This is a genomic window from Paenibacillus aurantius (assembly GCF_032268605.1).
Classification (GTDB): domain Bacteria; phylum Bacillota; class Bacilli; order Paenibacillales; family NBRC-103111; genus Paenibacillus_AO; species Paenibacillus_AO aurantius.
On the sequence record NZ_CP130318.1, the window covers coordinates 1,731,912 to 1,750,166 of the forward strand.

An 18,255-nucleotide genomic window follows, 5' to 3' on the forward strand; every position below is an offset into this window, starting at 1 on the left:
GATCGTGAACGCTTTGGATTTGTTTTCTTACCAGGCCGAGAACACACCGGGGGCCAAGCTCCTTGCCGACCGGATGCGTCCGTTAACCTTGGATGAGTATATTGGACAAGAACACATCGTGGGGCCGGGCAAGCTTCTGAGACGGGCCATCGAGGCCGATCAGATCTCGTCCATCCTGCTGTACGGCCCTCCGGGGACCGGCAAGACGACGCTCGCCCATATCATCTCCCACCGGACCCAAGGGGAGTTCGTGAAGCTGAACGCCGTGGACGCCTCCGTCAAGGATGTGCGGGAGGTCATCGAGCAGGCAAAGCAGACCAAAGCCCTCTATAACCGCAAAACGATTCTCTTCCTAGACGAAGTTCACCGGTTCAACACGGCCCGCCAGGATGCCCTTCTGCCTGCCGTCGAGCAGGGAATCATCATTTTCATCGGGGCCACCACGGAGAACCCGTATCACCACGTCAACGGCGCGCTCCTCTCGCGGTCGACGCTCTTCGAGCTGCACGCGCTGACGCACGAGCACTCGCTGACCGCCATGCGCCGGGCGCTGGCCGACGGCGAGCGCGGCCTGGGCTTCCTTCCGCTGGAGGCGGACGAGGAAGCCCTCGAGCACATCGCGCGCATGGCGAACGGCGATATCCGCCGGGCGCTCAATGCGCTCGAGCTCGCCGCGCTCACGACGCCGCCGGCGCCGGACGGCACCATCCGCCTCACGCTCGAGGTCGCGGAGGAGTCGATTCGCCGTCCCACGATCAAAGCGGACGAGTCCACCCAGTACGATGTCCTCTCCGCTTTTCACAAGAGCATCCGCGGCTCAAGCGACGCCGCGCTCTTCTGGTTCCTCTATGCCGTCGAGAAGCTCGGCATGGACCCGATGACCTTCCTGCGGAGGCTCATCGTGGCAAGCAGCGAGGACATCGGCCTCGCCAACCCGCAGGCGATGGTCCAATCCGTCACGGCCATGGACGCCTACCACAAGATCGGCTGGCCCGAATCCAAATATGTGATCGCCCAAGCCATCTTGTTTGCGGTGGAGAGCCCCAAGTCGAATTCCATACCGGTGACGCTCTCCAAAATAACGGCCGCGTTTGACCGGCTGAAATCCGCAGAAGTCCCGCATCACCTAAGAGACGCGCATTACAGCGGCGCCGCGAAGCTCGGATACGTCGGCTACCGGTACCCGCATGATTACCCCGGGCATTATGTGGACCAGCCATACCTTCCGGACAATCTCGGGAAGGAAGTGTTCTTCGAGGCTAGCGAGCAGGGGATGGAAGAGAAGATGAAGGTTAACCAGCAGCGCCGGCGCAACCGGCCCGCTTCGTCCTAATGCTATCTATCCGACCTAAGACTGCTCCCACAGCCAGCAGCTTGGTGTCGCCAAGCCCGTTATGAATCTTCCGTCCGTTACCAAGCGTTCAGCGCTGGCCTTGCATCGGTCCGGTCCACCTTTGACCGGACATACCGGGTTGGCTGTGGACCCGAACCGCAGCCGGCTGTCTGGCCTTCACCAGCCGGAGGAGCCGCAGGAAGCCCAGAATCGCGGATGCGAACAGGCTGAGCAGGATGGTGCTCATGAGCGGAAAATAGAAATAAACGTGATTCTTCACGAAAACCAGATCTCCCGGCAGCTTCCCCATATGAAAAAAACAGCCGCTTATATACCAGTACAGCCCGGCTGCCAACAGGGAAGTTCCTCCATAAAGCAACCCTTTGACGAATGGATGCATGGATCATTCCTCCTTGAGTGGAAAGTTCGGACGCCTTTACAAGTACCATTACCTTAACCCCTCTTGAAGAAATTGAACCGAACCCCTTTACAAAACAAAGGTTTTATGCTTACGTAATCAGGCCTTGCAAAGCAAAAAGCCGGAAGCAGAGGGCCTGCTTCCGGCTTTTTGCCGGATTTGCTGGATGTTCTTTCACTTGCTTACTTCCCGGCGGGGAGCCCGGCCTTTTTGACCACCTTGTCGATGATTCCTCCGCCCAGGCAAACCTCTCCGTCATAGAAAACGACCGCCTGCCCCGGGGTGATGGCTTTCTGGTCTTGGTCGAAGACGACATGAGCCGTCCCGTCCGGGCTGCATTCTAAGGTGACACCTTGATCCGGCTGGCGGTACCGGAATTTGGCGGTACACTGGAAGGGACCAGCCGGAGGATGTCCGCTGATCCAGTTTATATCCGTCGCATGCAGAGCGGTGGAATAGAGGCTTTCGTCCTTCTCGCCCTGAACCACATACAGGATATTGTTCTCCAGATCCTTGTCCGCCACGAACCATGGTTCGCCCGAGCCCGACCCTCCGATGCCGAGGCCCTGCCTTTGACCCAGCGTATAATACATAAGGCCTTCGTGGCGGCCCTTTACTTCCCCGGCGAAGGTGCGCATCTCACCCGGCTGGGCGGGAAGGTATTGGCTCAAGAATTCCTTGAAGTTGCGCTCCCCGATAAAGCAAACGCCGGTGCTGTCCTTCTTCTTCGCGGTAGCCAGGCCCGCTTGCTCGGCGATTTCGCGTACTTTGGGCTTCGGCAGGTGGCCGATCGGGAACATGGCCTTCGACAGCTGGTATTGATTGAGGGCGTTCAGGAAATAGGTCTGATCCTTATTGGAATCGACTCCCCGCAGAAGACGATAGCCGTCCTCTGCTTTTTCCACCCGGGCGTAATGGCCGGTTGCGATATAATCCGCCCCAAGCTCCAGCGCCTTGTTCAGAAACTCGCCGAACTTGATCTCCCGGTTGCACATGACATCGGGATTGGGAGTGCGTCCTTTGCGGTATTCGTCCAAGAAGTAGGAGAAGACCTTGTCGTAATACTCCTTCTCGAAGTTGACGGTGTAGCAGGGGATGCCGATCTGGGCGCAGACGCGGCGCACATCCGCGGCATCTTCCTCCGCCGTGCAAACGCCGAACTCGTCCGTGTCATCCCAGTTCTTCATGAAGATCCCGATGACCTCATAGCCCTGCTCCTTAAGGAGAAGAGCGGCTACGGAGGAGTCGACGCCTCCCGACATGCCGAGCACGACACGCGGTTTATCTATATGGGTTGTCATAGAAATCGACCTCTCTTTAAAGTAAGAAACTGTTTCTTATTGTACCACATTTATTTTCATGAAGTTGTCATTGTTGCTCTCCCATGTTTGTTCGGATTATGTTACCATAGTAACCGATGGAGAAAGGCGTGCATTCCGCCGTGTTTTTACGAAATTATGGAAAGCTAACGGTTTCGGACAGAAGATTTTGGGCTATGCTTATAAGGTTCCGCTGTTTTATATAGAGGCTTACCAAAATTTCAGGCGGACAGCCGGCAGAAATTAATATTCTTTTAATCCTAGTAGACTATAATGCAAAGAAGGTGCCGCTGTGAAAATTTCAACCAAGGGACGCTACGGTTTAACGATCATGATGGAGCTTGCCGTCAAGTACGGGGAAGGGCCCACCTCTCTGAAAAGCATCGCCGAAAAGCACCAGCTCTCGGAGCACTACCTGGAGCAGCTGATCGCGCCGCTGCGCAACGCAGGACTCGTGAAGAGCATACGGGGAGCATACGGCGGGTACATCCTCTCCAAGCCGGCCGAAGAGATCACCTCGGGGGACATCATCCGGGTGCTGGAAGGACCGATCAGTCCGGTCGATTTCACCGATGAGGACGATCCGGCGAAGCGGGACCTGTGGGTCCGTATCCGCGACAGCATTGCCGGCGTGCTGGATTCGACGACGCTGCAATCGCTGATCACGTTCAAGGACGAGGGCCAAACCGATAATTATATGTTTTACATTTAGGGGGTTTTCATGAATCCCATTTACCTGGATTATGCCGCTGCCACCCCTCTTCATCCGGCCGTGCTGGAACAGATGATGCCTTATCTAACGCATGGCTTCGGAAATCCTTCAAGCCTTCATGCCTTCGGGCGGTCCGCTCAAAATGCCGTTAGGGAGGCGCGGGATACCATCGGAGCCCGACTCGGCTTCCCCGGGAGACAGCTTGTCTTCACAAGCGGAGGAACAGAGAGTGACAACCTTGCTTTATTCGGGACGGCTTCCCTTGCCGGCTCCCCGGGTCACATCATCACTTCCCAAATCGAACACCATGCCGTTCTCCACAGCTGCCGCCGGTTAGAGCAGCTAGGCTACCGTGTAACTTACCTTCCTGTAAGCTCCACCGGACGAATCTCCATCGAAGACGTCCGGGCGGCCATCCGCCCCGATACCATCCTGATCTCTATCATGTACGGCAATAACGAGGTAGGCACCCTTCAGCCCATCCGGGAAATCGGCAACCTTGCGCGGGAGCACGGCATTCCTTTTCATGTGGATGCGGTTCAGGCTTTAGGCGTGGAGGAGTTGGATTTAAATAAGCTTCCCGTTGATTTAATGAGCTTCTCCGCTCACAAAATTCAAGGACCCAAAGGGATAGGAGCGCTCTATGCAGCGGGCCAAACCAAGCTGTCCCCCCAGCTGTTCGGCGGCACCCAGGAACGTTCCCGCCGGGCCGGAACCGAGAATGTAGCAGGGATTGTCGGATTTGCGGAAGCGGTAAGGCTTGCCTATGAAGATCTTCCGGCGAAGAGAGACAAGCTTAACACCTTAAGAACCGTTATGATTCGGGAACTTGAGCAAACTTTAACCAAGGAAGGCTTCGTCATTAACGGGGATCCGGACCACCGGCTGCCCCATATTCTCAACGTCAGCTTTCCCGGAGTATCCTCTGAAACCATGCTGATGAATCTCGACCTGGCCGGCATTGCCGCGGCAAGCGGTTCCGCCTGCACCTCCGGTTCCTTGGAGCTGTCCCACGTATTGAAAGCGATGAACCTTCCGGAGGAGGTTATGCGCTCGGCCGTACGCTTCAGCTTCGGGCCTGGAACGACGGAAGAAGAAGTTCATCGGGCGGCGCAAGAAACTGCAACCATTGTACGCCGAATCCGTAATACATAACCTGGCGGGAGTCCGCCTGCTTCTCCCCTCTCGGAATAGCCGTCCCGGTTTTGGCCAACAATGATAGAAACGGCCGATCGGGAACCGGTCAGGAGGGACGGAATGCGCAAAGCTAAGGAAATAATAGGACTGCCGGTCATCGATCTTCGTTCGGGAAAGCAGCTGGGAACGGTCAAGGACCTCGTGATGGGTGGTGACTGGGAGGCGGTTTCTCTCTTGCTCGAAACCAAAACCTGGTTTACCGCTCCCCGCTGCATCCGCTGGGAGGATGCCTATTCGATCGGCGAGGATGCCGTTACGGTCGATGGCGGACAGGCTGTCACAGAATGTTCGGATTCGGACGAAGCCATATTTTTGCTGGAAGGACGGCGAAAATTATCGGGTCTGCCCGTGATCACCGTCAATGGAGTTCAATTAGGCTTAACCGAGGATGTTTATTTCCCGGAAGAATTGGATAAAAGAATAATAGGTTTTGAATTGACCGACGGGTTTCTGTCCGACATAACCGAGGGACGCAAATGGCTTCCCTTACCCGGAAAGGCAGTGATGGGCGAAGATTGCATCCTTGTCCCGGTTCAATGCCAACTGGAAGTTAAACCACTCACTAAACAGGAATAGGGTGATCATTGATGATGCGCTGTCCAAACTGCAATTCCAAGGACATTGGGAAAATTGGTTCCCACCAGTTTTATTGCTGGGGCTGCTTTATCGAATTGACCGTGAACGGAGAGAAAATGTCCGTCTTTCAGGTCGAAGAGGACGGGACGTTGAGCTCGCTGGACGATCTCTTCTTTGAAGAATCGGTTCCTCAGCTTCATGTCAACTAACGCTGGGAATCCAATCCGGGTTTGATCCAAGCCGCCGGCCGGGCGGTTTGGATCAAACCCGGATTTTTTTGTGGGGCCGTTTCCGGGAAACGGGACAAACATTTTCATAGAAGGGCACGCTTAAATTGGCTTCTCTTCACATATACTAGCTTAACCGTAAGACAGGGACAAGACGGCTAGCGAGGTGGGGGAAGTGGATATGTTTACGAGGAACCGGTGGTTCCGGGCATTGGTCTATACGCTGCTGAGTCTGGCCGTCCTCTACATGTTCGCCCAGCTCCGGCCGCTGGTTTCCGGCGTCTATCTGTTTCTGAAGGCGGTCCTGATGCCGTTTGCCGTGGCTTTGATGATTTCGTACGTGCTGAACCCGGTGGTCAACCTGCTGCATCACCGCAAGGTACCGAGAACCGTGGCCGTTCTCTTGATTTATGCCGTCTTCATTACCTCCATGACGGTTATTCTGATGAATCTTATTCCCATGTTCATCCGCCAGTTGATGGAGTTGAACGAACACATGCCGCAGCTGAATGTGAGAGCCCAAAGCATCATGAACGATTTCAACGAGAACCGTTATCTTCCCGACAGCGTACGAGCGGGGATCAACCGGGCGCTTACGAAGATGGAAACCGGCGTGTCGACCATGATCACGGACTATATCAACGGGATCGGCAATACGATCAACATGCTTTTCGTGGCGTTCATTATCCCGTTCCTGGCCTTCTATTTTATGAAGGATTTCCAGGTCATCGAGCGGGGAATTCTGGCCAGTGTCCCCAAGAAACACCGCAAACAGACCGTGAAGCTGTTTCTCGACATCGACCGGGCGCTCGGCAATTACATCCGCGGTCAGCTGCTCGTCTGCGTGATCGTCGGGCTGCTCGCCTACATTGGTTACTGGATCATCGGCATGCCGTACCCCCTGCTGCTGGCGAGCGTGGTGGCGCTCATGAACATCATCCCGTATCTCGGCCCCTTCTTCGGGGCGGCTCCGGCGATTTTGATGGCGGCGGCGGTTTCCTGGAAGATGGTCGTCTACGTCATCATCGTCAATACGGCGGTGCAGATTCTAGAAGGAAACGTCATTTCCCCGCAGGTGGTGGGCCGGACGCTGCACATGCACCCGCTCACGATCATTTTTGCCCTTCTGGTCGGGGGAGAGTTTGCGGGCGTAGTCGGGCTGATTCTAGCGGTTCCTTTCTTCGCCGTGCTGAAAGTGCTTGTCCAGCATTTTTACGGGTATTACATCCACCGGCGAACGACCTGAAAAGTTGACATGAAGGAAGAGAATCCCTTATAATTTGCGTAACAAAGCGCAGATGGAACAAGAAGGCTTTAGCCCGTCGGCCAGAGAGAAGGTTCACGGTGTCCATGCGGATGCCGCTGCTGAAAGAACCTTTCATGACGAAGGAAAGCCCCGCCGGTTCCGGAGCGTGGATGAACTCCACCGGTTGGACCCGTTATCGTCCGGACAAGGCGATTGCTCATGGAAAACGTGATGGGCAATAACCAGGGTGGTACCGCGAATGATTCGTCCCTGTTTTCAGGGGCGTTTTTTTGTTTTTTGGGGTTCGGAACGATTATTAGGCAAATGGAGGCATTCAAAATGAAAGCAAGTGAAATACGCCGGAAATGGCTGGAGTTTTTTGCGGAGAAGGGGCATAAGATCGAACCGAGCGCTCCGCTCGTGCCGCATAACGATCCTTCCCTCCTGTGGATCAATGCGGGGATGGCCCCGCTGAAGCCCTACTTCGACGGAAGGGTGAAGCCGGAGAACCCGCGCATCGCGAACGCCCAGAAGTGCATCCGCACGAACGATATCGAGAATGTGGGCAAAACGCGCCGCCACCATACGTTCTTCGAAATGCTCGGGAATTTCTCCATCGGGGATTACTTTAAAGAAGAAGTCATTACGTGGGCGTGGGAGTTCCTCACCGACCCCAAGTGGATCGGCTTCGACCCGGAGCGTCTGTCGGTAACCGTTTATCCTGAGGACACGGAGGCTTATGATTTCTGGAACAAGAAAATCGGCCTGCCGGAGAACCGCATCTACAAGCTTGAAGAGAACTTCTGGGACATCGGCGAAGGCCCGTGCGGCCCGTGCACCGAAATTTTCTATGACCGCGGCGAGGCTTATGGCGATCTGAACGATCCGGAATGCTGGCCGGGAGGGGAGAATGAGCGCTTCCTCGAAGTTTGGAACCTGGTGTTCTCCCAATTCAACCATAACAAGGACGGCAGCTACACGCCGCTTCCCAACAAGAACATCGATACCGGAGCCGGTCTGGAGCGGTTTGCTTCCATTCTGCAGAATGTGGATTCGAACTTCGACACGGACTTGTTCACTCCCATCATAGAAGCGACCTGCCGGGAAGCCGGTGTGAAGTATAAGGAATCCATAGAGACCGATATTGCGTTAAAAGTAATAGCGGATCATATCCGCACGGTCGTCTTCGCCGTTGGCGACGGGGTTCTTCCTTCGAATGAAGGAAGAGGGTATGTCATTCGCCGCCTCCTCCGCCGGGCGGTCCGCTACGGAAAAGTGCTCGGCATGGACAGGCCCTTCCTGTTCAAGCTAACGCCCGTTGTAGGAGAGATCATGGGCGGCTACTACCCGGAGGTGGTGGAGAAGCGCGAGTTTATCGAGAAAGTAATCCGCACCGAAGAAGAGCGGTTCCACGAGACGTTGTCCGATGGACTGGCCATTCTGGCCGACCTGACGGAGAAGGCCCGCGAGGAAGGAGTCGACCGGATCTCCGGACCCGATGCCTTCAAGCTGTATGACACGTACGGCTTTCCCTTCGATCTGACCGAGGATTACGCCGCGGAGCAGGGATTGACGGTAGACCGGCAAGGCTTCGACCGCGCCATGGAAGAGCAGCGGGAGAGAGCGCGTGCCGCACGCCAGGACACGGAAAGCATGAAGGTGCAGGGCGGTCCGCTGGCGGACTTAACGGTTAAAAGCGAGTTTGTTGGTTATAATGATTTGGTAACTAATGCTAAAGTTCTCGCCATTGTGCTCAATAACGAGATGGTGGATTTGGCCGGGGAAGGGCAAACGTGCCGCATTATTCTCGACCGTACCCCGTTCTATGCGGAAAGCGGCGGTCAGATCAGCGATCACGGAACGATTACGGCTTCGGGTGTAGAGGCCGTTGTGGAGGATGTCTCCAAGGCCCCGCACGGACAGCACGTCATGACGGTTCGGATCGTAAAGGGAACGCTGCGCAAAGGCGAGACGGTGGAGGCTATGGTCGACCGCTCCTTGCGGGAAGACATTATCAAGAACCATACCGCTACCCACCTGCTCCACAAGGCGCTCAAAGAAGTACTGGGCGAGCACGTCAACCAGGCGGGATCATTGGTCACGGCTTCCCGGCTCCGGTTCGATTTCTCCCACTTCGGGAGCATCAGCCCCGAAGAGCTGCAGGACATCGAGCTGCGGGTCAACCGCCAGATCTGGGCCGGAACGGCGCTTGATATCCGCCTGATGCCCATTGCCGAAGCCAAATCGATGGGGGCCATGGCTTTGTTCGGAGAGAAATATGGCGATATCGTCCGGGTTGTCCGGGTTGGCGACTACAGCATAGAGCTGTGCGGGGGCTGCCACGTAGGAAGCACTTCGCAAATCGGACTTTTCAAGCTGGTGAGCGAGAGCGGAATCGGCTCCGGCATCCGCCGGATCGAAGCCGTTACCGGGCGCCATGCCTACGAATATATGGACGGGCAGTTCGACCTGCTCAAGCAGGCCGCCGGTCTCCTCAAAACCAATACGGCTGAAGTGCCCAAGCGGGTGGACGGGCTGCTTCAGCAGCTAAAAGACCTCGGCCGCGAGAATGAGTCGCTGAAGAGCAAGCTGAGCCGGGTAGAGGCCGGAAGCCTGATCGATCAGGTGAAGGAGATCGGAGGCGTTCGTGTGCTGGCCGCCCAGGTTGGCTCGGCCGACATGGATTCCCTGCGGACGACCGTGGATGAGCTGAAGGGCCAGATCGGCTCCGGCGTCATTGTTCTTGGCTCCACGGCGGATGACAAGGTCAATCTTGTCGCGGCGGTTACCCCTGATCTCGTGAGCCAAGGCTTCCATGCCGGCAAAATTGTCAAGGAAGCGGCGGCGGCCTGCGGGGGAGGCGGCGGCGGCCGTCCGGATATGGCGCAAGCCGGAGGCAAGGACACCTCCAAGCTGGGAGACGCCCTACGTAAGGCGGAGGAATGGATAGCCGCTCAGCGGTAATCCTTTCCTTTCCAAAGGCGAAAGAGGAAGGAATTTTTGGGGAATGACAGGAATTCGCCCAGTCGTGAAGAATATATCACTACTATAGGCCGCAGCTTTTTCTAGATCAATCCAGTTATTCGGGAGGTGCCGGTTATGAGTTCCATGGATAAGACAATGAAATTTGACGTCAAAGCGGACGGCTTGGAGAACTCGCCCAAGGAAGTGATCCTTTCCGTTTACGATTCCCTTCAGGAGAAGGGCTACAATCCGATCAACCAAATTGTCGGGTATCTTCTGTCCGGCGATCCGGCCTATATCCCCAGACACAACAACGCAAGAAGCATCATCCGCAAAAGAGAACGGGATGAGCTGATCGAAGAGCTTGTCCGCTCTTATCTTCAGCATAACAAGTAAAAAGCCGGGAGTTGGGCCATGAGAATCATGGGGTTGGATTACGGGGACAAGACGATTGGCGTTGCCGTAAGCGACGAGATGCTTTGGACGGCCCAAGGGCTGGAAGTCATCCGCAGACAGAAGAACGAAGAGCAGGATATGAATCGCCTGAAGCAAATTGTTAAAGAATACGAGGTGACGGAAATCGTCGTCGGTCTCCCGAAGAATATGAACGGTTCGATAGGCCCCCGCGGAGAGATCTGCATGGAATTCGCGGAAAGGCTAAGGGAAATACTATCTTTGCCGGTCCACCTTTGGGATGAAAGATTGACTACGGTCTCCGCAACGCGTACATTAATAGAAGCGGACGTCAGTCGAAAGAAACGAAAGCTGGTCATCGACAAAATGGCGGCGGCGCTTATTCTTCAAAATTTTCTCGATTCCAAGACGAAGAGGTGAGGTTATCTATGGCAAACGACGAGTTGAACATGGAAGAGCCGGAAATCATTTATATTCCGGATGACGAGGGCAACGAAGAAGAATTCGAAGTAATCATGAAATTCGAAGTGGACGGCTCCGACAAGAAGTACATGATGGTCGTTCCGGTGGAAGCGGCCGAAGACGAAGAAACGGACGAAGTCTATGCTTTTCGTTATGAGGAAGACGGCGACGACCTCCAGCTCTTCACCATCGATGATGAAGAGGAATGGAATATCGTGGAAGAAACCTTCAACACCTTGATGGCTGAATCCGAGGAAGAAGAGGGGTAAGCATGCCGGAGTACCGGGTTAGTGACGTCAAACCGCTCGATCTGCTCAAGCACACTTACGGCGAAGAAGTTGTTCTGGATACCGGGAAGGGAGATTCCAAGCCGTTCCGGATCCTGGCGGAATTCGCCCTTGGGGAGCGGAAGTATGCGGTGCTTCAGTCGGAGGCGATGAGGAAGCTCGACGAAGTCGAAGTGTTCCACATCGGGGAAGACAGCAGCGGCCGGCTTCTGCTCGAAACCGTCGAAGACGACGAAGAGTGGGAGAGCATGGCGGAGTTGTACGACGAAATGACCTTTTCCTTTGACGAGGATTAGCTTTTGAAAGCATGCCTATGATAGGATGAGAAGAGCGGCGTAAAAGCTGCTCTTTTTGTCTATCCTTAAAAGGTAATCCCAACCCTAAACGTTGATCCCTCTGAAGGGGAAAGGAGTTTGCTTACGTGGAAGAGCGCAAGGAAGAGGCACCGGTTCGCCCTAGACGGCGGAGGTACAGGGCATGGCTTATAGCCGCAGCCGCGGTACTGGGAATAATCGGAGCGGCGGCCGGCTACGTCTATGCCAATCTTCAGCCGGCCGCGAAAGGGGAGCCTGTCCGGGTCACGGTTCCCTCAGGAACCGGTACACTTCAGATTGCCCGGCTGCTCGAAAAGAGCGGGCTGGTGCGGAACGCCGCCGTGTTCGCCGGATATGTGAAATACAAGAAACAGGGCAGCCGATTCCAGGCAGGCTTATACGAGATGACGCCCGGCAGCTCCTTGGACGGCCTTGTTGACAAGCTCAATAAAGGAGAGGTCGTGAAGGAGGAGATGATCCGGTTTACCATACCCGAGGGCTTCACGATCCAGCAAGCTGCCGACCGGCTGGCCGAGCTTGGCATCCTGGATGCCGCCAGCTTTACCAAGCTGACGGACGAGCCCGTTCCCGCAAGCGTCCATCTTCCCGAGCCGCTCCCTGCCGTTCCGGAAGCCAAGCACCCGCTTGAGGGCTACTTGTTTCCGGAGACGTACGAGATGAAGAAATCGAGCACAGGGGAACAAATTCTGGAACGGATGCTGAACGAATGGTCCCGCCAATTGGAGGCTCTGCCTGAAGGGTGGCAGGACAAGCTGAAGGCAAGAGGCATGACGTTCCACCAGCTGTTGACCGTAGCCTCCCTAATCGAGAAGGAGGTGGCGGTTCCCGAAGAGCGTCCGCTCGTTGCCGGGGTCATCTACAACCGGCTTAAACAGAACATGAGGCTTCAGATCGATGCCACCGTGATTTATGCCTTGGGCTTACCCATCGAGCGGGTGATGGAGAAGGACCTGGAGGTCGACAGTCCCTATAACACTTACCGCAAGGAAGGGCTTCCTCCGGGGCCGATCGGCAGTCCCGGCCTGTCCGCGATAGAGGCTGCTCTGGAACCGGCCGCTACCGATTACATGTACTATGTAACCCGGAAGGACGGCTCGCATAAGCATTATTTTGCCGTGACGTATGCCGAGCATTTGAAGAACATCGAGCTTAGCAAAAAATAACGGCAGGCGGGGATGGCTCCATCCCCCTTTTTTGTGATAAGATAAAGGATAGGCCTAATTTTATAAGAAGGTGAACGCATTGGGATACAAACCCGAGCTGCTCGCGACAGCAGGCTCGTTAGAGGAAGTAACGAAGATAATAGACGCGGGAGCGGACGCCGTAACGATCGGGGAATCCACTTACGGAATGAGGCTTCCGGGCGATTTTACGATAGAGGAAATAAGGGAAGTGGCCAAGCGGGCACATGAGCGGGAGGCCAAGGTTTATGTGGTCGTCAACAATATCATGAGCAACGATCTGCTGGCGGGCCTTCCGGACTATCTCAAGCAGGTGGAGCAGGCGGGAGCCGATGCGCTCGTGTTCGGTGATCCGGCCGTTCTGATCGCCATGCGGCAGGCGGGAGTGAACCTTCCGCTTCACTGGAACGCCGAGATGACGTCGACCAACTACGTGACGGCCAACTACTGGGGGACGAAGGGAGCGACCCGGGTCGTGCTCGCCCGAGAGCTGAACCTGGAACAGGTTCTCGAGATCAAGCGCAAGGCGGAGGTCGAGGTTCAGGTGCAAGTTCACGGCATCACGAACATTTACCATTCCAAGCGGGAACTGGTCGCCAATTACCGGAATCATCTCGGCCGCAAAGCCGAAGGAGAAACCTATTCCCCGGAGCAGGGACTCTTCCTGATCGAAGCGGAGAGACGGGATGAACGCTACCCGATTTACGAAGACCGCAATGGGACGCATATTATGAGCTCCGAGGATCTTTGTATGCTGGAGAACCTTCACGAATTGATGGAGGGCGGAATCGACAGCTTCAAGATCGAAGGGCTCCTGAAGACGCCGGAGTATAACGAGGCGGTGGTTAAAGCCTACCGCCGGGTAATCGATGCTTATACGGCGGATCCGGAGCACTATGAATTTCAAGACGAATGGCTGGAGGCGGTGGAACGGGTTCAGCCCGGGAACCGGCCTCTGTCGTACGGATTTTTCTATAAAGAACAAGTGTATTGAGGTGAGGATCATGGAAACTACAACCCAACCGGTCGTGCCGACGAAGGCCAAGCCGCTCGCAAGACCAGAGCTTCTGGCTCCGGCGGGCAGCCTGGAGAAGCTGAAATTCGCCATTCATTACGGGGCGGATGCGGTCTATATCGGCGGCCAAAAATACGGCCTGCGCTCGAATGCGGACAATTTCTCATTCGAGGAGATGAAGGAAGGCGTAGAGTTTGCCAACCGCTACGGGGCCAAGGTGTTCGTCGCGGCTAACATTTATGCCCATAATGAAGACATCGAAGGAATCGAGGACTATCTTCGCAACCTTCAGGATGCCGGGATTTCCGCGATTATTGTAGCGGATCCGGCCATTATTGAAACGTGCCGCCGGGCGGCTCCGAAGCTGGAGGTTCACCTGAGCACCCAGCAGTCCACCATGAACTGGCAGGCGGTCCAATGGTGGAAAGAGAATGGAGTCGACCGGGTCGTTCTGGCGCGGGAAGCCAGCATGCAAGAGATTCTGGATATTAAGAAACACGTGGACATTGAGATCGAAACCTTCATCCATGGGGCGATGTGCTCCTCCTGGTCCGGACGCTGCGTGCTCTCGAATCACTTCACTGACCGGGATTCCAACCGGGGCGGATGCTGCCAATCGTGCCGGTGGAAGTACGATCTGTTCACGGAGTCCGAAGAGAATCCGCTGTTCGAGCAGGGGGACGAGGCATTCTCCATGGGCTCGAAGGATATGTGCATGATCGAGCATATTCCGGACATGATTCGTTCCGGGGTGGACAGCTTCAAGATCGAGGGCCGGATGAAGAGCATTCATTACGTGGCAACTGTCGTCAACGCCTACCGGCAGGCCATCGATTCCTATCTGGCCGATCCGGAAGGCTACGTGCTTAAGCCGGAATGGGTGGAAGAAATCAACAAGGCGGCCAATCGGCCGTTGAATACCGGCTTCTTCTATGAAATGCCGGACCATGAGGACCAAATTTTCGCACCGGAGGACAAGCCGAACGAATATGATTTTGCGGGACTTGTCGTCGGCTATGACGAAGCCGAAGGGATGGTCACGGTTCAGCAGCGGAATCACTTCAAACCGGGACAGGAGGTCGAGTTCTTCGGACCCGGAGGCACTTTCTTTAAGCAGAAGGTAGACACGCTCTGGGACGAAGAGGGCAACGAGCTGGACGCCGCCCGCCACCCGATGCAGCGGGTTCGCTTTCGGATCAACCATCCCGTTAAGGAATTCGATATGATGCGCAAAAAGTCAGGAAAAACCAAATAACGGAACAACTTGCTGCTCCCGCAGCCCGTATGGGCTTTGGGAGTTTTTTCTTGGTCCTTTCGGCTGCCGGATGGGACTTTTAGCTGATTTTTGTTCGGCGGAATAAAGGTCATTTATGCGGACAAAGAATCTCTTGGAAAAAGTTAGGAAATTTTTCATAAATTTTTTCTTAAAATTGGGTAAAGAAGGAAAGGAATTTCAAAAACCATGTCGAATTTAGAGGGAAAGCGAATAAGAAATAGGACGGTGGACCCAAATGAATTCGATGTATACCAAGCTCAAAGGTGCCTTCTCGAAGGCGGGAAAGGAGGGCATCAGCCGGCTTAACAAGGAAAATCTTCAAGCGATTAAAGCTAAGAATCCGATCCGTTCGGTGGGCTTAAAGCTGTTTTTGACTTTTTTTGCCCTGACCACTTCCCTTGTTCTGATCGTAGGGCTTTTCTCCTATAATCAATCCAAAAAGATCATCCAGACCAAAATGGGGGAAGCCACCGAGCAGACCCTGATGCAAACGGGCGATAAGCTGGAGCTGATTCTGAACAATTACGAAGATTTGTCCATGCAGCTTCTGACGGACTCCTCCTTCATGCAGACCTTGAGCAGCTACAATGACCCATCGACAACCGCTTATGAGAAATTGGCTCTAACCCAAGTTATCAATGACAAACTGAATACGGTCAGCAGCGGTAAGCTGGGGATTGCGGCCCTGCATCTGGTTGGACTGACGGAGAACTCCAAAGTTCTCGGGGTAGGGGCGATGTCCACCAACGCGGCTCTCCGGGACGGATCCTATCTGAAAGAAAACTGGTTCAAGAGGGTCCTCGCGGCAGACGGAGCTCTTGTCTGGCTGGAAAGCCGCAAGGGCGGATATGCGGTCTCGGGGGATCAGAACTATTTCGGTGTCGCCCGCGTTCTTCGAAATGCCAATATGGGCAGCAAGGAATTTATCCTCCTGATGGATGTCCAGCTGAACTACCTGGATAAGTACGTTTCCGAGATCAAAATCGGCCAAACCGGTTATATCAGCATCTTCAATAATGACAACCAGCTGGTCCGGGCGGCGGATCCGGCCAAAGTCGGAAGTACCTTTGAGATCCCTCTTTCGCAAGAAGAGAAAGAGGCAAGCTTGTCAGGGGCACGCCGGACCAATGCGTTGGTCAACGGACAAGACCAGCTGGTCGTCTATAAGCAGATGAAGGTATCCGGCTGGACCATCGCGGCCGTGGAGCCGGTTTCGGAACTGATCAGCGAAGCTAAGAAGATCCGCGACATCACGTATTGGATGGCCTTTCTCTCCATTGTGGTAGTCTCCCTTGCAGGCTGGCTGGTCGCCCGGATGATTGGCAAGCCGCTGCAAACGCTGCGGAACCTGATGAAGGAAGGCGAACAGGGGAATCTTACCGTACGAACGAACTTCAGCAGCAAGGATGAGATAGGTCAGGTAGGCGCCAGCTTCAATCAAATGATGAGCCAGATTACCCGTCTGGTTCAGCAGACGAATTATTCCGCTTCCGAGGTGCTGACGACGGCGGGCGTGCTTCTAAATGCCTCGAAGCAGACGGCGACCTCCGCTAAGGAGATTGCCGTCGCCATCGAAGAGATTGCAAGCGGCGCATCCAGCCTCGCGGTCGAAGCGGAGAGAGGAAACGGGCTGACACATGACATCAGCGTCCAGATGAAAGAGGTCGTTCAGTCCAACGTGCAGATGGGAGCCGCGGCTTCCGAGGTCCAAAAGGCCAGCCGCCAGGGAACGCAGTACATGGCCGAGCTGACCACCAAGACGGGAGCCACCGAGGAGATGACCCGTTCCATGGTGGAGAAGGTCGACCGGCTGAAGGAAAGCACCTCGTCCATCCGCAAAATTCTTGAGATGCTGAACAATATCACGAAGCAGACCAATATCCTTTCGCTGAACGCGACCATCGAAGCGGCAAGAGCGGGAGCCGCCGGCAAGGGCTTCATGGTGGTGGCCGATGAAATCCGCAAGCTGGCCGAGCAGTCGAAGCAGTCAATTCAAGTGGTGGGCGAAATTACGGAGACGATCCAGACGGAAGTTGACGAGACGGTGGCGGTTCTGTCAGACGCCTATCCGCTGTTTAAGGAGCAGATCCAATCGGTTAAAGAAGCCGAGCTGATCTTCGGCAAGGTGCAGGAGCAGATGAGCGGGTTCGTCGACCAGCTTTCCGACGTGACCGAGTCCATTCAGCATTTGGAGAACTCCCAGAGCATGCTGACCGAAGCCATGAGCAACGTAAGCGCCGTCTCCGAAGAATCCTCCGCCACTTCGCAGGAGGTGGCCTCCCTGAGCAACGAACAGCTTAGCGTCAGCGAGGGCCTGGTGAAGCTTTCCGAGAACCTGGAAGGGCTGTCCACGTCGCTTCAGGAGTCGCTCTCGAAGTTCCGCGTTTAAGGGGTATCCTGTTTCGAGCGGCCGTCTTCTTATCAAACCGTCCTTCAGGGCGGTTTGTTCTTTTTTGTGTCACAAAAATAGCCAAGAGGAGTCATAGTGCCTGGCCCCTTTTTGGGTTACCTTGATAAAGGAACAACCAAGTCTAAAGGAGTGGGACTTTAACAATGAAAAAATGGACGGTTTACGTTTCCGCCATCGTGCTTGGGCTAACCTTGTTCAGCGGCTTGGCTAGTGCGCACGTAACGGTGATGCCTAAAGAATCCGTACAAGGGGCTTATGAGAAATTCACGGTAAGGGTTCCGACGGAGAGCGACTCCCCGACGGTGAAGGTGGAGGTGAGAATTCCGCCGGAAGCCGAAATTAGCCGCGTGGAGCCAAAGCCGGGCTGGAAGGTGGAGTTCGTTAAGGACGCTTCCGGCAAGAATACGAGCATGATCTGGACCGCCGAGGGGCCGGGCTTGAGCAAGACGGAATTCGCCGAGTTCAATATGCAGGGAAAAGTCGGAGATACGGCTACCTCTCTTTCCTGGAAGGCCTATCAGACCGCTGCGGACGGAAGCAAGGTCGAGTGGGTGGGAGCCCCAGACTCGGACAAGCCCGCTTCCGTGACGATCGTTAAGGCGAAACCGGCCGGTGCGGCCACGGACAGCCACGGAGCAGCCGATTCCAGCCATAGCATGGAGCCGGCCCAGGACAATGCCAAGCTTCCTCTGTATCTGTCCATCGCGGCCGTTGTCCTTGGAGCCCTTTCCCTCCTCGTTTCTCTCTCCAAACGCAAGGCCTAAAAGGCAGATACCCCCGGCGGACGCTGGGGGTTTTTCTTTTGCTCAGGAGATAGAGAGGGATCGGTGGGTTCGTTAAGGTATGAAATTAAAACATTATCGAACGATAGTACACATTTTCG

19 protein-coding genes are annotated in these 18,255 nt (G+C 55.2%); 17 read left to right on the forward strand and 2 right to left on the reverse strand.

Annotated features, from left to right (window positions below):
• Positions 1–13 precede the first annotated feature (13 nt).
• Positions 14–1,333 (forward strand): replication-associated recombination protein A, encoded by a 1,320-nt coding sequence (locus MJA45_RS08300; RefSeq protein ID WP_315606795.1) that lies wholly within the window; start codon positions 14–16, stop codon positions 1,331–1,333.
• 88 nt (positions 1,334–1,421) lie between these two features.
• On the opposite strand, the gene MJA45_RS08305 is transcribed toward MJA45_RS08300, so the two are convergent.
• Positions 1,422–1,733 carry a DUF2905 domain-containing protein gene (locus tag MJA45_RS08305; protein WP_315606796.1) on the reverse strand — a complete coding sequence of 104 codons (312 nt, stop codon included), beginning with the start codon at positions 1,731–1,733 and terminating at the stop codon, positions 1,422–1,424.
• Between the two features lie 200 nt (positions 1,734–1,933).
• A complete protein-coding gene (mnmA, locus tag MJA45_RS08310; RefSeq protein ID WP_315606797.1) occupies positions 1,934–3,052 on the reverse strand; it encodes a tRNA 2-thiouridine(34) synthase MnmA in 1,119 nt (372 codons plus the stop codon).
• 310 nt (positions 3,053–3,362) lie between these two features.
• On the opposite strand from mnmA, the gene cymR reads away from it, so the two are divergent.
• The 16 genes from cymR (at position 3,363) to MJA45_RS08390 (ending at position 18,136) form a co-directional block, all read left to right on the forward strand.
• Positions 3,363–3,782 (forward strand): cysteine metabolism transcriptional regulator CymR, encoded by a 420-nt coding sequence (gene cymR / locus MJA45_RS08315; RefSeq protein WP_315606798.1) that lies wholly within the window; start codon positions 3,363–3,365, stop codon positions 3,780–3,782.
• 9 nt (positions 3,783–3,791) lie between these two features.
• Entirely contained in the window at positions 3,792–4,937 is a 1,146-nt protein-coding gene (locus tag MJA45_RS08320) for a cysteine desulfurase family protein (RefSeq protein ID WP_315606799.1), read from the forward strand.
• Between the two features lie 102 nt (positions 4,938–5,039).
• Positions 5,040–5,555 (forward strand): PRC-barrel domain-containing protein, encoded by a 516-nt coding sequence (locus tag MJA45_RS08325; protein ID WP_315606800.1) that lies wholly within the window; start codon positions 5,040–5,042, stop codon positions 5,553–5,555.
• Between the two features lie 11 nt (positions 5,556–5,566).
• The gene (locus tag MJA45_RS08330; protein WP_315606801.1) at positions 5,567–5,764 is read left to right on the forward strand and encodes a hypothetical protein; all 198 of its coding nucleotides are present in this window, start codon (positions 5,567–5,569) and stop codon (positions 5,762–5,764) included.
• 193 nt (positions 5,765–5,957) lie between these two features.
• On the forward strand, positions 5,958–7,028 hold the full coding sequence (locus MJA45_RS08335) for an AI-2E family transporter (RefSeq protein ID WP_315606802.1): 1,071 nt from the start codon (positions 5,958–5,960) through the stop codon (positions 7,026–7,028).
• A gap of 110 nt (positions 7,029–7,138) precedes the next feature.
• A complete protein-coding gene (locus MJA45_RS08340) occupies positions 7,139–7,270 on the forward strand; it encodes a hypothetical protein (RefSeq protein ID WP_315606803.1) in 132 nt (43 codons plus the stop codon).
• A gap of 97 nt (positions 7,271–7,367) precedes the next feature.
• Positions 7,368–9,992, forward strand: a complete 2,625-nt coding sequence (gene alaS / locus MJA45_RS08345; protein WP_315606804.1) for an alanine--tRNA ligase — start codon at positions 7,368–7,370, stop codon at positions 9,990–9,992.
• A 135-nt stretch (positions 9,993–10,127) separates the two neighbouring features.
• A complete protein-coding gene (locus MJA45_RS08350) occupies positions 10,128–10,388 on the forward strand; it encodes an IreB family regulatory phosphoprotein (protein WP_315606805.1) in 261 nt (86 codons plus the stop codon).
• Between the two features lie 18 nt (positions 10,389–10,406).
• Complete coding sequence (gene ruvX, locus MJA45_RS08355) at positions 10,407–10,826, forward strand: Holliday junction resolvase RuvX (RefSeq protein ID WP_315606806.1); 420 nt, start codon at positions 10,407–10,409, stop codon at positions 10,824–10,826.
• 8 nt (positions 10,827–10,834) lie between these two features.
• Positions 10,835–11,137: a DUF1292 domain-containing protein gene (locus MJA45_RS08360; RefSeq protein ID WP_315606807.1), complete on the forward strand. Its 303-nt coding sequence runs from the start codon at positions 10,835–10,837 to the stop codon at positions 11,135–11,137.
• Between the two features lie 2 nt (positions 11,138–11,139).
• Positions 11,140–11,451 carry a DUF1292 domain-containing protein gene (locus MJA45_RS08365; protein WP_315606808.1) on the forward strand — a complete coding sequence of 104 codons (312 nt, stop codon included), beginning with the start codon at positions 11,140–11,142 and terminating at the stop codon, positions 11,449–11,451.
• A 125-nt stretch (positions 11,452–11,576) separates the two neighbouring features.
• Positions 11,577–12,653, forward strand: a complete 1,077-nt coding sequence (gene mltG / locus MJA45_RS08370) for an endolytic transglycosylase MltG (protein ID WP_315606809.1) — start codon at positions 11,577–11,579, stop codon at positions 12,651–12,653.
• 79 nt (positions 12,654–12,732) lie between these two features.
• Positions 12,733–13,665: a peptidase U32 family protein gene (locus tag MJA45_RS08375; protein ID WP_315606810.1), complete on the forward strand. Its 933-nt coding sequence runs from the start codon at positions 12,733–12,735 to the stop codon at positions 13,663–13,665.
• 10 nt (positions 13,666–13,675) lie between these two features.
• On the forward strand, positions 13,676–14,941 hold the full coding sequence (locus MJA45_RS08380; RefSeq protein WP_315606811.1) for a peptidase U32 family protein: 1,266 nt from the start codon (positions 13,676–13,678) through the stop codon (positions 14,939–14,941).
• Between the two features lie 256 nt (positions 14,942–15,197).
• Complete coding sequence (locus MJA45_RS08385; RefSeq protein WP_315606812.1) at positions 15,198–17,351, forward strand: methyl-accepting chemotaxis protein; 2,154 nt, start codon at positions 15,198–15,200, stop codon at positions 17,349–17,351.
• Between the two features lie 164 nt (positions 17,352–17,515).
• Positions 17,516–18,136, forward strand: a complete 621-nt coding sequence (locus MJA45_RS08390) for a YcnI family copper-binding membrane protein (RefSeq protein WP_315606813.1) — start codon at positions 17,516–17,518, stop codon at positions 18,134–18,136.
• The last annotated feature ends 119 nt before the right edge of the window (positions 18,137–18,255 follow it).

What these genes read in the sequence shown, in the direction of transcription:
- MJA45_RS08305 (WP_315606796.1), bottom strand. Translation starts at nt 1,733, where the DNA reads ATGCATCCATTCGTCAAAGGGTTGCTTTATGGAGGAACTTCCCTGTTG.
- mnmA (WP_315606797.1), bottom strand. Translation starts at nt 3,052, where the DNA reads ATGACAACCCATATAGATAAACCGCGTGTCGTGCTCGGCATGTCGGGA.
- MJA45_RS08320 (WP_315606799.1), top strand. Translation starts at nt 3,792, where the DNA reads ATGAATCCCATTTACCTGGATTATGCCGCTGCCACCCCTCTTCATCCG.
- MJA45_RS08325 (WP_315606800.1), top strand. Translation starts at nt 5,040, where the DNA reads ATGCGCAAAGCTAAGGAAATAATAGGACTGCCGGTCATCGATCTTCGT.
- MJA45_RS08330 (WP_315606801.1), top strand. Translation starts at nt 5,567, where the DNA reads ATGATGCGCTGTCCAAACTGCAATTCCAAGGACATTGGGAAAATTGGT.
- MJA45_RS08340 (WP_315606803.1), top strand. Translation starts at nt 7,139, where the DNA reads ATGCCGCTGCTGAAAGAACCTTTCATGACGAAGGAAAGCCCCGCCGGT.
- alaS (WP_315606804.1), top strand. Translation starts at nt 7,368, where the DNA reads ATGAAAGCAAGTGAAATACGCCGGAAATGGCTGGAGTTTTTTGCGGAG.
- MJA45_RS08350 (WP_315606805.1), top strand. Translation starts at nt 10,128, where the DNA reads ATGAGTTCCATGGATAAGACAATGAAATTTGACGTCAAAGCGGACGGC.
- ruvX (WP_315606806.1), top strand. Translation starts at nt 10,407, where the DNA reads ATGAGAATCATGGGGTTGGATTACGGGGACAAGACGATTGGCGTTGCC.
- MJA45_RS08360 (WP_315606807.1), top strand. Translation starts at nt 10,835, where the DNA reads ATGGCAAACGACGAGTTGAACATGGAAGAGCCGGAAATCATTTATATT.
- MJA45_RS08365 (WP_315606808.1), top strand. Translation starts at nt 11,140, where the DNA reads ATGCCGGAGTACCGGGTTAGTGACGTCAAACCGCTCGATCTGCTCAAG.
- MJA45_RS08380 (WP_315606811.1), top strand. Translation starts at nt 13,676, where the DNA reads ATGGAAACTACAACCCAACCGGTCGTGCCGACGAAGGCCAAGCCGCTC.
- MJA45_RS08385 (WP_315606812.1), top strand. Translation starts at nt 15,198, where the DNA reads ATGAATTCGATGTATACCAAGCTCAAAGGTGCCTTCTCGAAGGCGGGA.
- MJA45_RS08390 (WP_315606813.1), top strand. Translation starts at nt 17,516, where the DNA reads ATGAAAAAATGGACGGTTTACGTTTCCGCCATCGTGCTTGGGCTAACC.